The sequence below is a fragment of the Pseudomonas lurida genome (assembly GCF_002563895.1).
In the GTDB taxonomy this organism is placed as follows: Bacteria; Pseudomonadota; Gammaproteobacteria; order Pseudomonadales; family Pseudomonadaceae; genus Aquipseudomonas; species Aquipseudomonas lurida.
In genome coordinates this window covers 2,887,984-2,900,583 of the sequence record NZ_PDJB01000001.1, presented here as the reverse complement: position 1 = coordinate 2,900,583, position 12,600 = coordinate 2,887,984, and the positions used below count along the sequence as shown (strand labels likewise).

The following is a 12,600-nucleotide window of genomic DNA, read 5'->3' as shown; positions in this document are numbered from 1 at the left end:
CCCCCACAATTATAAAAAGCACGGAGTGACAGGACGATGAACAGTTTGCGCAATATGTCGATCAGCCGGCGCCTCTGGCTGATCCTGATAGTCGCCGTGCTGATGCTGCTGGCCCTGGGTTTGCTGATGCTCAAGCAGATTCACGACGACCTGTACCAGGCCAAGCGCCAACAGACCCAGCATGTGGTCCAGACTGCCAGCGGGATCCTGACGTTTTATCACGGCCTCGAAACCACGGGCGTGATGACCCGCGAGGCCGCCCAGAAACAAGCCTTGAGCGCGGTGCGCGGCTTGCGCTACGACCATGACGACTATTTCTGGATCAACGACCTTACACCCGTGATGATCATGCACCCGGCCAACCCCAAGCTCGACGGCCAGAACCTGTCGGCTATCCGTGATCCTGACGGGTTTGCCGTGTTCAACGAGTTCGTGGCCCTGGCCAAGGCCAAGGGCGCCGGCATCGTCAACTATCGCTGGCCCAAGCCCGGAGCCGAAGCGCCGGTGGCCAAGACCTCGTATATCCAGCTGTTCGAACCCTGGGGCTGGATTATCGGCTCCGGCGTGTATGTGGATGACGTGCAGGCCGAGTTCAACGGCCAGGTGTGGAAAGCCTCGTTCATCGGCCTGGGTATCGCGGCGATCATGGCATTGCTGGTCTCGTTGATCGCACGCAGCATCGTGCGGCCGTTGCAGGAGGCGGTGAACGCCATGGGCAACATCGCCAGCGGCGAAAGCGACCTGACCCGCAGCCTCGACACTCATGGCCATGACGAGGTCACCCAACTGTCCCGACACTTCAACAGCTTTACCGCCCAGCTGCGCCAGGTGGTGAGCCAATTGCAGGTATGCGCCAATGCCCTGGGCCAGTCTTCACAGGAGCTGGGCAACAACGCAACCCAGGCCCATGACCGCAGCCAGCAACAGTCGCAGCAGATGGAACTGGTGGCGACCGCCATCAATGAAGTGACCTACGGTGTGCAGGATGTGGCCAAGAACGCCGAACACGCCGCCAGCGAAATGCGCGACGCACAGGCCCAGGCACAACAGGGCCAAGTGAATATCGACGGCAGCCTGCAGCAGATTGACCAGCTCTCCGGCACCATCAGCCAGGCGGTGGAGGTGATCCGCACCCTGTCGGCTGAAAGCACCCAGATCGGCAGCGTGCTCGAAGTGATCCGCTCCATCGCCGACCAGACCAACCTGCTGGCCCTCAACGCCGCGATTGAAGCGGCGCGTGCGGGTGAGCAAGGCCGTGGCTTTGCCGTGGTGGCCGACGAAGTACGGTTGCTGGCCCAGCGTACACAAAAATCCACCGCCGAGATCCAGGGCATGATCGAGCGCCTGCAAGGCCACTCGGAAGCAGCGGTCAAGGTGATCAGCGACAGCCACAGTGCGTCGCAACTGACCATTGAACAGGCGGGCCAGGCCGGCGCCAGCCTGACTGCCATCGGCCAGGCCCTGCGCAACCTCAACGGCCTGAACGCCTCGATTGCCAGCGCCACCCTGCAACAGGCCCATGTGGTCGAAGACATCAACCAGAACGTCACCCAGGCCGCGGGCCTGTCACACAGCACCGCGCTAGCGGCGGAGCAGTCGAGCGTAGCCAGTGCGCATTTGCGCGGCCTGAGCGAACAACTTGATGAGCTCCTCCGCCCATTCAAAGTCTGATACCCCCCTTAGCAGCCGGCTTGCCGGCGATGAAGCCCTTGAGAGCGGCGCAACACTCAAGGCCGCCATCGCCGGCAAGCCAGCTCCTACAAAGGATCATCTTTGGTTACAATCCCCGCCCTCTTCCACTCTCCCAAGGAACCACCATGTCCGGGCTTGAACTGTTCGCTGCCGCCCTGGGGGTGATCGCCGTGTGGCTGACGGTCAAGCAGAACCCCTGGTGCTGGCCCATCGGGTTGGTGATGGTGTTGCTCTACACCTGGGTGTTCTTCGACGTGAAGCTCTATTCCGACATGCTCTTGCAGGTGGTCTACGCCGCCCTGCAAGTCTACGGGTGGTGGCAGTGGACCCGTGCCGGCGAGGTCAAGCAGGGTCGGCAGGTGACCAGCCTGGGCGTGCCAGCCATCATTGCCAGCCTGGCGGTGGGCGCAATCGGCAGCCTGCTGCTCGGCGCCGCCATGGCGCACTGGACCGACGCCGCCCAGCCCTGGCTGGATGCCGCCCTGACCGGGTTCAGCCTGGTGGCACAAATGTGGATGGCGCAAAAGCGCGTGCAATGCTGGCCCCTGTGGATTGCCGTGGATGTGATCTTCGTCGGGCTGTTCCTCTACAAAGGCCTCTACCTCACCGCTGCGCTTTACGCGCTGTTCACCGTGATCGCCGTGCAGGGCTGGCGTGAATGGCGTGCCGACCCGGCGTTGCACGCATGAAGGTGGTGGTACTGGCCGGCCCCGAATCCAGCGGCAAAAGCTGGCTGGCGGCAGAACTGCAAACGCATTTCGGCGGGTTGATGGTGGGTGAATATGTGCGCTATTTCATCGATCACCATCAACGCGACACCCGCCTGGCGGACATCCCGGACATCGCCCATGGCCAACTGGCCTGGGAAGACGCCGCCCGCGCCAGACAGCCACGGCTGTTGATCCTCGACACACACCTGCTGACCAACAAACTCTGGAGTCAGACCCTGTTCGGCGACTACCCGGCCTGGCTCGACAGTGAACTGCTGGCACGCCACTACGACCTGCACCTGCTGCTGTCGCCGGATGATGTGGAGTGGACCGCCGACGGCCAGCGCTGCCAACCGGAACTGGCGGATCGCCAGGCGTTTTTCCAGGCCAGCCTGGACTGGATGCAGCAGCACCGGCAACCGCTGGTGGTGATAGGCGGGGATTGGGCACAGCGCCGCGCCACGGCCTTCGCCGCCGTTGCGAGGTTGCTCGCCTAGCGACCGACCATCGGGCCAACGCAGTCCATCGCCCTGCTCGCCAGTCAACCTTCTAAAGGAGACTGGCCCATGAATGTGCGCATCGTTGCTCGCCTGATCAATTTGCCTGAAAACCGGGGTGTTCGCGTCCAGACCGCAGCGCATCCCCTGCTGCTGGTACGCGTCGGCGACCAGGTACGGGCTTTCCAGGCGGACTGCCCGCACGCGGGTGCGCCGCTGGAAGAAGGCGTCATCTGTAAAGGTCACATCGTGTGCCCCTGGCATAAGGCAGCGTTTGCCGTGGACAGCGGGGCCGTGCGCGAACCACTGGCACTGGTCGGGCTCAAGCAATACCCGGTGCACGTTCACGATGGCGTGGTGAGCGTCGGCGACGAACCCCTCACTGCCGAGTCAGTAACCCCCCCTGCAGACGGTCGCTGTTTTGCCGTGATCGGCGCCGGTGCCGCGGGTGCCGCCGCCGTGGCTGCCTTGAAGCGCCACGGGTTTGCCGGGCGCTTGCTGTGGATCGACCGCGAACAGCGGCCGGCCTACGACCGCACCGCCCTGAGCAAATTCGTGATTGCCGGCGAAATGGCGGCCGATGACACCCCGTCACTGCTGGACGAAGCGGTGAATGTTCACGGCCAAGTGCAACGCCTGGACGGCGTCGCCAAACGCATCGAGTTGGCTGACGGTCGCCATTACCACTACGACGCCGCGCTGGTCGCCACCGGTGGCCAAGCCCAGCCCCTGGATATTCCCGGCGCCGCACTGAACAACGTGTTCGTATTGCGCAGCCGCGAAGACGCCGCGCGCATCAGCGCCAGCGCAGAATCGGCCACCTGCGCGGTGATCATCGGTGACAGTTTCATCGGCCTGGAAGCGGCGTCGGCCTTGCGTCAACGTGGCCTGGTGGTGCAAGTGGTCAGCCGCCACGCCATCCCGCTGGCGGCGCAACTGGGCAAGCGCATCGGTGCCGCCTTGCGCCAATTGCACGAGGCCAACGGGGTCATATTCCACAGCAACACCGAGCCGGAGCGCCTGGACGGGCATGGCGCCGTCAGTACCGTACTGTTAAAAAATGGCAATCGCCTGGCAGCCGACCTGGTGCTGGTGGGCGTCGGCGTCACACCCGCCACCGCCTTTGTCGAAGGCGTCACGAAAGCCGAGGATCACTCGCTGGTCGTCGATGATTGCCTGCTGGCAGCACCGGGACTGTGGGCCGCCGGCGACAACGTGACGTTCCCATGGCAACACCAGCCCACGCGCATCGAACACTGGCGCGTGGCCCAGCAGCTCGGCGTGCTGGCGGCGCGCAACATGCTGGGTGAAGCCCTGGCGTACGCCGACGTGCCGTTCTTCTGGACCTACCACTTCGACAAGACTTTCGAAGTCCTCGGCCACCCGCAGCACTGGAACCGGTTGCACCTGGAAGGCGACCTGCAACAGCATGATTTCATCGCCCTGCTCTGCCATGGCGATCAGGTCGAAGCAGTGATCGCCTGCGAGCATCAACAAGCGGTGGCGCGCCTGTCACAACGTATGCAACACCCGTTGGATAAGGCCAAAGCCCTTGAACTGATCCGCAGCCGTTAACGCGTTTTGCGCGTCCCCAGTTGAATCCACGTCGGCGCATGGTCGCTGGGGTGAGGCTCGTTGCGCACCCAGGCATCCACGCCCGCCTCTTTCAAGTAAGGCGCGAGCGCCGGGTTGAGCAACAGGTGATCGATGCGCAGGCCGGCATTTTTCTGCCAATGCTGGCGCCAGTAATCCCAGAAGGTATAGACGCGCTCATCGGGGTACAAATGGCGCACGGCGTCGGTCCAGCCCTGGTCAAGCAGGCGCTGGTAGGCCTCGCGGCCTTGCGGTTGCAGCAATGCATCCTTGAGCCAGGAGCGTGGGTTGTAGATATCCTGGTCAGTGGGCACCACGTTGAAGTCCCCGGCCAGCAACACCGGATGTTCACTGGCTTGCAGCGCCTTCGCATAGGCGATCAGCCGCTCGAACCAGGCCAGTTTGTACGCGAACTTCGGCCCGGGCTGCGGGTTGCCATTGGGCAAATACAGGCAGCCGACCAATACGCCATGCACGGCGGCTTCGATATAGCGGCTTTGCGTGTCGCCGTCATCGCCGGGCAAACCGCGCCGGCTCTCCAGTGGCTGGGCATCCCGGGCCAGGATCGCCACCCCGTTCCACGACGCTTGCCCCAGGCAGATCGCGCCATAACCGGCCGTGTCGAGATCGGCGTAGGGGAACAGGCTTTCCGGGGCCTTGAGCTCCTGCAGACACACCACGTCGGGTTGTTCCCGCGCCAGCCATTCCAGCAGGTTCGGCAACCGGGCACGAATGCCGTTGATGTTGAAGGTGGCGATTTTCAGCGCTTTCATGGGCGGTGTCCTGCCGGGGCTCTTGGGGTAGAGCCTTGGAGAGGCGCGGATGTTCAATCCCACACACCTCCAGATGCGGGCGCGGACTTGCCCGCGCCGGCATTTTGTAGCGCATCAGGCCTCAGTAGCCCAATGACAGCCCCGTGTTGCGACGCGGGTCATTCGCGCCATAGAAGCGGTTGTTACCCACCGGCTTGCCGCCCAGGGACGGCGCGCCAACCAGGATCGCCGCCAAGTGGTTGGCATCTTGCGGGCCTGCAAACTTGTGGCCCCAGCTTTCGAGGATCTTCTGGGTGTCCGGGCTGACCGCGAAGGTCTCAAGGTTAGTGGTTTCCGGCATCCACTGCTGGTGGAAGCGCGGCGCGTCCACAGCCTCCTGGATGTTCATCTTGTAGTCGATGACATTCAGGATCGTCAGCAAGGTGGCGGTGATGATACGGCTGCCACCCGGTGTCCCCACCACCATCACGGCCTTGCCGTCCTTGGTCACGATGGTCGGGCTCATCGACGACAGCGGCGCCTTGCCCGGCGCAATGGCGTTGGCTTCACCCTGGACCAGGCCGTACATGTTCGGCACGCCGACCTTGACGGTGAAGTCGTCCATTTCATCGTTGAGGATCACCCCGGTCTTGCTCGCCATCACGCCCGCACCAAACCAGTCGTTGAGGGTGTAGGTGACCGATACCGCGTTGCCCCACTTGTCGACGATGGAGTAGTGGGTGGTGTTGTTGCCTTCATGGGGCGACACGCCCGGCTTGATCGCCTGGGAATCGCCGGCCTTCTGCGGCTCGATCGCGTCACGCAATTTCGCCGCGTAGTTTTTATCCAGCAGGTGCTCGATCGGGTTCTTCACGAAATCCGGGTCGCCGAGGTAGCTGTTGCGGTCCACGTAGGCGTGGCGCATGGCCTCGATCTGGTAGTGCAGGCCCTGGGCCGAATGGTAGCCGAGGTCGGCCATCGGGTAGCCTTCGAGGATGTTCATGATCTGGCAGATCACCACGCCGCCGGAGCTCGGAGGCGGTGCCGAGACCACGTGGTAGCCACGGTAGTCGCACTCGATGGGCGCCAGCTCGCGGGTCTTGTACTTGTCGAGGTCAGCCTGGGTGATGATGCCTTTGCCAGCCTGGCTGGAGTCCACCAGGGCCTTGGCGACCCAACCTTTATAGAAGCCGTCGCTGCCCTTGGCCGAGATTTCCTTGAGGGTCTTGGCCAGGTCTTTCTGCACCAGCTTCTGGCCCACCTGCATGGGCTGGCCGTTGTGCAGGAAGATCCCGCGCATGTCCTTGTCTTTTTCAAACTCGCCGGTGGCGGTGTGCAGCAGGTCGATATCGCCCTGCTCCAGGGCAAAGCCGTTTTCCGCCAGCTTGATCGCCGGGGCAATCACCTGGGCGCGCTTGAGGGTGCCGTATTTGCTCAGGGCCAGTTCCATCCCCGACACTGTGCCAGGTACGCCGACGGCCAGGTGCCCCTTGGCGCTCAAGCCTTCGATGACGTTGCCCTCTTTATCCAGGTACATATTGGCGGTGGCCGCCAGCGGGGCTTTTTCGCGGAAGTCGAGGAAGGTCTTGCGACCGTCCGCCAGTTGCACGGTCATGAATCCGCCGCCGCCCAGGTTGCCCGCAGCCGGATACACCACCGCCAGCGCATAGCCCACGGCTACGGCCGCATCGACCGCATTGCCACCGGCCTTGAGCACATCCACACCCACATGAGTTGCCAAATGCTGGGCCGTCACCACCATGCCATTTTCACCGGCCACCGGGGCCTGGGAAGCGGCTTGCACACCACTGACCATCAACACCAGGGCTGTGGCAATCAAGGTACGGCTGAAGGGTTGGTATTTCATCCATGGCTACTCTAGTTATTGAGACGCACCAAAATAGCCCGTCACGGAATCAATCCCCAGCGCGATGGCGTTTTTGTTACAGAACTTGTCGGTCACAGAACGGCCCGAAAAAAGCCCATGCTATATTTCGCGCCCTGACTGTCCTGCAAGGCACTTTGATATGGCGATCAAGAAGACCGGCATCCGCGCCCAACAGGCCGACCAGACCCGAGCGCGCATCCTCCAGGCCGCCGTCAAGGTGTTCACCCGCGACGGCTATTCCGGCGGGCGCGTCGACGCCATCTCCAAGGAAGCCGACTCCAACGACCGCATGCTCTATTACTATTTCGGCAGCAAGGAACACCTGTTCGTCTGCGTGCTGGAACACACCTACGAGCAATTCAATAAAGCCGAAAGCACGCTAAAGCTGAACCTGGAAGCTCCGGAGCAGGCCTTGCGCGACCTTGTCGCGTTCATCTGGAATTACTACGTCAAGCACCCGGAGTTCGTGGCGATCTTGAGCATCGAGAACCTGCACCAGGGCAAGCACGCGCAACAATCCGGCGAGATGCGCAGGTTGTCGGGAGAAGCGGTGGGCGTGCTGAAGCCGATCATCGAAGCCGGCCAGGCCCAGGGGATTTTCCGCCTGGATGTGGACCTCAAGCATGTGTACTTGATGATTGCCTCGCTGTGCTACTTCTATAACTCCAACCGCCACACCCTCAGCTCGTTCCTCGGTGAAGACCTGGCGGGCAAGGGTCAGCAGCAGGATTGGCTGGGGTTTATCAGTGATTTGGTGGTGCGGGGTGTAACACCGATCCCACTATAGAAACCGGATCACATTGTGGGAGCTGGCTTGCCAGCTCCCACATCTGGTCCTCATAGGCCTTGAACGATCAGTGCGTGCCGGGGTTGGCGCGCAGGTGGGCGACCTTCTGTTCCAAGCCGTTCCACTGCGGCGCATTCGGCGCAAATTGCCCGCGTAGATACGCAACCAGATCCGCCACCTGGCTATTCGACAAACTGTCCCTGAACCCTGGCATATACCCAAGATCCTTGGTCGCCGGCGTATTGATGCCCTGCAGAATCACCTTGATCAAATTATCCGGCTGATCGCTGTGCACGTTGGTATTGGTCGCCAACGACGGGCTCACACCCAACAACTTCGGCCCCAGGCCGTCGGCATGGCAGGCCTTGCACGCCCCTTCGAACACCCGCCGGCCATTGGGGTTCGGCACGCTAACGGCGGCGGCCACCTGGGCCTCGGCCGCCGCATCGCCCTTCAACGAGGCCAGGTACACCGCCATGGCGCGGATGTCTGCCTTGGCCAGCTTCGACAACTCGCTGACCACCGGCCCCATCGGACCTGCGGCCACGCCGTGGGCGTCGGAATAGCCGGTGCTTAGGTAGGTGAACAACTGGTCTTCGGTCCACGGCGTCGGCGCCTTGGACAATCCAGTCAGCGCCGGCGCCTCCCAGCCATCGACTGTCCCGCCCGCCAGGAAAGACGTTCCACCCTTCTCCGCCCCCATCAAGTTGCGCGGTGAATGGCACGCAGCGCAGTGGCCCAGGCCGTTGACCAGATAATTGCCACGGTTCCACTGCTCGCCGCGCTCAGGCTGCAGCGTAATTTCACCGCGGCGCAAATTCAGCGCATTCCACCCCGCCATCAACGGCCGGATAGAGAACGGAAAACGCATGGCATTCGGCGTCGGCGCTTGGCTCACTGGCGCCTGGGACATCAGGTAGGCATACAGCGCCTGCATATCCGCCTCATTGATATTGCGAAACGCCGTGTAGGGAAACGCCGGGTACAGGTTGCGCCCGTCACGGCCAATACCGTCGCGCATCGCCCGCTCGAAGGCTGGGTACGACCAGGCGCCGATCCCGGTCTTCACGTCCGGGGTAATATTGCTGCTGTACAGCGTGCCGAACGGCGTTTCCATGGCCAACCCACCGGCATTGGTCGCGCCACCGGGCGCGGTGTGGCATACCGCGCAATCCCCCACCGCTGCGAGCAAACGCCCGCGTTCCAGGGTGGCCTTGGACCAGGTGCCGGCGCTGGGCGGTGCAATGGGTGCGATCTCATTGTGAAACGGCCAGGCCGTCGCCAGCACCGCGCCCAAGGTGGCGAACAGCGCGCCGAACCACCACTTGCGGCGCTTTTGCGGCGACTTGGCAGGCTCACCCAGCGTCGCGGCATTCAGCGCCGCCAGCACCCGCTCCGGGGTAATCGGCAACTCGCGAAAACGAATGCCGGTGGCGTCATAGATCGCATTGGCGATCGCCGCCGCGCTGGGTACTGAGGCCGACTCGCCGGCGCCCATGGGCGGTTGGTCCTGGCGCGGCATCATCATCACGTCGATCTTCGGTACTTCGGGGAAGGTCAGGATCGGATAGCCGCCCCACTCCTTGCTCGCCACCGTCGACTCTTCAAACGTTACCCGCTCCTTCAGCACACGGCTGGTGGACTGGATCACATTGCCGTGGATCTGGTGCTGCACCCCGGTCGGGTTGATCATCATTCCCGAATCATGGCCGATCACCACGCGCGTTACCGACACATCGCCGGTCTGCCTGTCGATGGCCACGTCCGCCACCCAGGCCGCCCAAGCCGCGCCGAAACCGGGGAACTTGCTGTGGATATAACGCGCGTAGGCAAAGCCGCGGCCACGCAGCAGCGGGCCTTCGTTGGCGGTTTGCATCGGCGCGGTGCGCGGTGCCCAGTTGGCGCGTTCGGCGGTGGACTTCACCAGGTCGATGGCCCGCGGGTCCTTGAGGTAGCGCAGGCGGTATTCCACCGGGTCGACGCCGGCAGCGAAGGCCAGTTCGTCGATATAGGACTCGTGGGCAAAGGTGTTGGGCAAGGCCGATACGCCGCGCATCCACGAGGCGCGCACAATGGGCGCCATGTCGTTGATGGTCACGCGCATATTGTCGATGTCGTAGGGCGGGATCGAGGTGCGGTCGCCCATCTCGAACATCGCCGCCACCGGCTCGACGCGCCCGGTGAGCAACAGCGCCAGGGTCGGCGCGCCGTTGGAGGGGTAGCTGGTTTCAAAGTCGTAGGCGGCAATGCTGCCATCGGCGTTGAGGCCGCCGTCCACCTCCATCAATTGCGCGGTGCCCTTGGGTTCCCACAGGTGTTCCTGCTCGCGGGTCAGTTGCACGCGCACCGGCTTGCCGACCGCACGGGACAACAGCAAGGCATCGGCGCACACATCGTCGGCGCAATTGCGCCCGTAACAGCCAGCAGCCTCCATGCGGATCACATCGATCTGGCCTTCTTCGCACTCCAGCAGCCACGCCAGGTCGGCGCGCAGCAGGTGCGGGTTCTGGCTGCCCGACCACACCCGGCTGCCGGCCGGCGAGTACTCCGCCACGCCACAGGAAGGGCCGATCGAGCCATGCATCTGGTACGGCCACAGGTAACTGCGTGGCATGCGCTGGCTGGCATTGGCCAGGGCCTCATCGACAGTGCCCTGATCGAGAACGGTGCGGCGCACACGGGGGTTGTCGCGGATGGCTTGCTCGACATCGCTCATGTCCGGCAAGGCGTTATTCCAGGGCTTCCAGTGCACCTGCAAGGCTTGTGCGGCCTTGATTGCCTGCTCCTCACGCAACGCCACCACGCCCACGAAGTCACGGATCACCACCACCGCGACCACGCCGGGGATGTGCGCGATAGAGGATTCGTCCACGCTCAGCAGGCTATTACCGACAAAATCCCCGCAATCGAGCCCGGCATAGGGTGGGCGAATCACCCGACCATGGAGCATGCCCGGCACGCGCATGTCATGCACATAGGTCAGCTCACCGGTGGCTTTGCCGGGGATGTCCACCCGTGCTGCGCCCTTGCCCACCAGGCGATAGTCCTCGACGGCCTTCAACGGCGCGTCACCGCTGATGCGCAATTGGTCGTGCTGGCCGCTGACCAGCTCACAGTAGGTGGTGGTGCGCCCGTCCGCCGCCTGAATCACACCGGCATCCACCGTCAGACTGGCGGTGCTCACACCCCAGCGCCCCGCTGCCCGCGCCAGTAGAAACCGCCGCGCCTCGGCTGCCGCATTGCGCAGGGGCACCGCGGAAATCTGCAACGTGGCGCTGGCGATAGTCGCGCCCTGGTTCGGCACGCGCTCGGTGTCGCCGAGCACCATCTTCACCTGATCCATCGCCAGGTCCAGCTCTTCGGCCACGATTTGCGCCAACGCGGTACGAATGCCGGTGCCCAGGTCCACATGGCCGTTGAACGCATACACCAGCCCGTCATCATTCACCGCAATGAACAGCCCCAGTTCCTTGGGTTTTACAGTGGGCGTACCGCCCTTGGCCACCGGCCCCGAAGGCGGCAGCACGTCATCGACGATCAACAGGACGCCGGCCTTGGCCAGCCACTGATCACGAGAAAGCGGTGTGTCTGTCATGGTCATCAATCCACGGTCATCAGGCGGGCGGCACGCAGCACGGCGCGCAGGATTTCGATATGGGTGCCGCAACGGCAGAGGTTGCCCGACAGCTCGTTGCGCACCTCGGCTTCGCTGGGGTTGGGGTTACGGTCGAGCAAGGCCTTGGTGGTCATGATCATGCCGTTGAGGCAATAGCCGCATTGCGCAGCCTGCTCATCGATAAAGGCTTGTTGCACGGGATGCGGCGCTTGTCGCGTACCCAGGCCTTCGAGCGTGACGATTTCGCGTCCCACCGCACCCGACAGTGGAAAGACACAGGAGCGTGCAGCCACCCCATCGATGATCACGGTGCACGCACCGCACTCCCCCAGGCCGCAGCCGTACTTGGGGCCATTGAGTTGCAGGTCATTGCGCAGCACCAGCAGCAGCGGCGTGTCCGCCATGGCGCTGACGTCGCTGACATGCCCGTTGACTTCAAGCGCTACCGTGATGTGCTGGCTGATCATTCGCTTCGCCCGTAACAGTTGGTGAAGTGGACACTACATGAAACAGTCAAAAAAAAGCGTCGCGGACCTGGGGTCTCACGACACACTTGACGAGTGAAGTGCCTACTACATCAAATCAGAGCAAAATCGGTGCCAGTCGCGCTTATTCCTGCGGATCGTCGATCATCTTGCGCAACAGGAACAGCACCGCGACCCGTTCGGCGGGGTTGAGGTTGCTCATGGTCAATTCGCTGATCTGCGCGGCGCGCGGCGCGGTCTGGGCAACCAGCTCGGCACCTTCGGGGGACAGGTCCACCACCACTTTGCGCTTGTCCTGCGGGTCCGGTTCGAGGCTGATCAGCTCCTTGGCCTTGAGCCGCTCGACAATCCCGCGAATGGTCGCCTGGTCCACCGCCGTCGCCTTGACCAGCTCAGTCAGCGAACTTGCACCGTGATCGCGCAGCGCACACAGGGTCACGAACTGCACGGCGGTGAGCTGGGAGTCGCCGACATTCTGCTGAAAGATCGCCAGGTGGCGCTGGTACGCCTTGCGCAGCAGGTGGCCAACTTGTTCAGAAAAGACGTAGGAATCAGGCACGGCGAAGCTCGGTGGGTGGCT

Annotated in this window: 10 protein-coding genes; 5 read left to right on the top strand and 5 right to left on the bottom strand. The window is 63.2% G+C overall.

Annotation, left to right across the window (positions count from 1 at the left end; genetic code table 11):
• Window positions 1–36: 36 nt before the first annotated feature.
• From ATH90_RS13025 to ATH90_RS13010, 4 genes are all read left to right on the top strand, one after another.
• Window positions 37–1,671 (top strand): methyl-accepting chemotaxis protein, encoded by a 1,635-nt coding sequence (locus ATH90_RS13025; RefSeq protein WP_098466446.1) that lies wholly within the window; start codon window positions 37–39, stop codon window positions 1,669–1,671.
• A gap of 146 nt (window positions 1,672–1,817) precedes the next feature.
• Complete coding sequence (pnuC, locus tag ATH90_RS13020) at window positions 1,818–2,381, top strand: nicotinamide riboside transporter PnuC (RefSeq protein ID WP_034108819.1); 564 nt, start codon at window positions 1,818–1,820, stop codon at window positions 2,379–2,381.
• Complete coding sequence (locus ATH90_RS13015) at window positions 2,378–2,899, top strand: AAA family ATPase (protein ID WP_098466445.1); 522 nt, start codon at window positions 2,378–2,380, stop codon at window positions 2,897–2,899. Before pnuC ends, ATH90_RS13015 begins: the two co-directional genes overlap by 4 nt.
• A 69-nt stretch (window positions 2,900–2,968) precedes the next feature.
• Window positions 2,969–4,474, top strand: coding sequence for an FAD-dependent oxidoreductase (locus ATH90_RS13010; protein ID WP_098466444.1), 1,506 nt, complete (start codon window positions 2,969–2,971; stop codon window positions 4,472–4,474).
• Here ATH90_RS13010 and xth read toward each other — a convergent pair.
• A complete protein-coding gene (gene xth / locus ATH90_RS13005) occupies window positions 4,471–5,265 on the bottom strand; it encodes an exodeoxyribonuclease III (protein ID WP_098466443.1) in 795 nt (264 codons plus the stop codon). The genes ATH90_RS13010 and xth overlap by 4 nt on opposite strands.
• A gap of 121 nt (window positions 5,266–5,386) precedes the next feature.
• Window positions 5,387–7,111: a gamma-glutamyltransferase gene (gene ggt / locus ATH90_RS13000; RefSeq protein ID WP_098466442.1), complete on the bottom strand. Its 1,725-nt coding sequence runs from the start codon at window positions 7,109–7,111 to the stop codon at window positions 5,387–5,389.
• Between the two features lie 160 nt (window positions 7,112–7,271).
• Between ggt and ATH90_RS12995 the strand changes: the two genes are divergently transcribed.
• Entirely contained in the window at window positions 7,272–7,919 is a 648-nt protein-coding gene (locus tag ATH90_RS12995; protein ID WP_098466441.1) for a TetR/AcrR family transcriptional regulator, read from the top strand.
• Between the two features lie 67 nt (window positions 7,920–7,986).
• Here ATH90_RS12995 and ATH90_RS12990 read toward each other — a convergent pair whose 3' ends face one another.
• From ATH90_RS12990 to ATH90_RS12980, 3 genes are all read right to left on the bottom strand, one after another.
• Complete coding sequence (locus tag ATH90_RS12990) at window positions 7,987–11,514, bottom strand: molybdopterin cofactor-binding domain-containing protein (RefSeq protein WP_098467671.1); 3,528 nt, start codon at window positions 11,512–11,514, stop codon at window positions 7,987–7,989.
• 5 nt (window positions 11,515–11,519) lie between these two features.
• The gene (locus ATH90_RS12985) at window positions 11,520–12,002 is read right to left on the bottom strand and encodes a (2Fe-2S)-binding protein (RefSeq protein ID WP_034108830.1); all 483 of its coding nucleotides are present in this window, start codon (window positions 12,000–12,002) and stop codon (window positions 11,520–11,522) included.
• 142 nt (window positions 12,003–12,144) lie between these two features.
• Window positions 12,145–12,579 (bottom strand): MarR family winged helix-turn-helix transcriptional regulator, encoded by a 435-nt coding sequence (locus ATH90_RS12980; protein WP_034108832.1) that lies wholly within the window; start codon window positions 12,577–12,579, stop codon window positions 12,145–12,147.
• Between the last annotated feature and the right edge of the window lie 21 nt (window positions 12,580–12,600).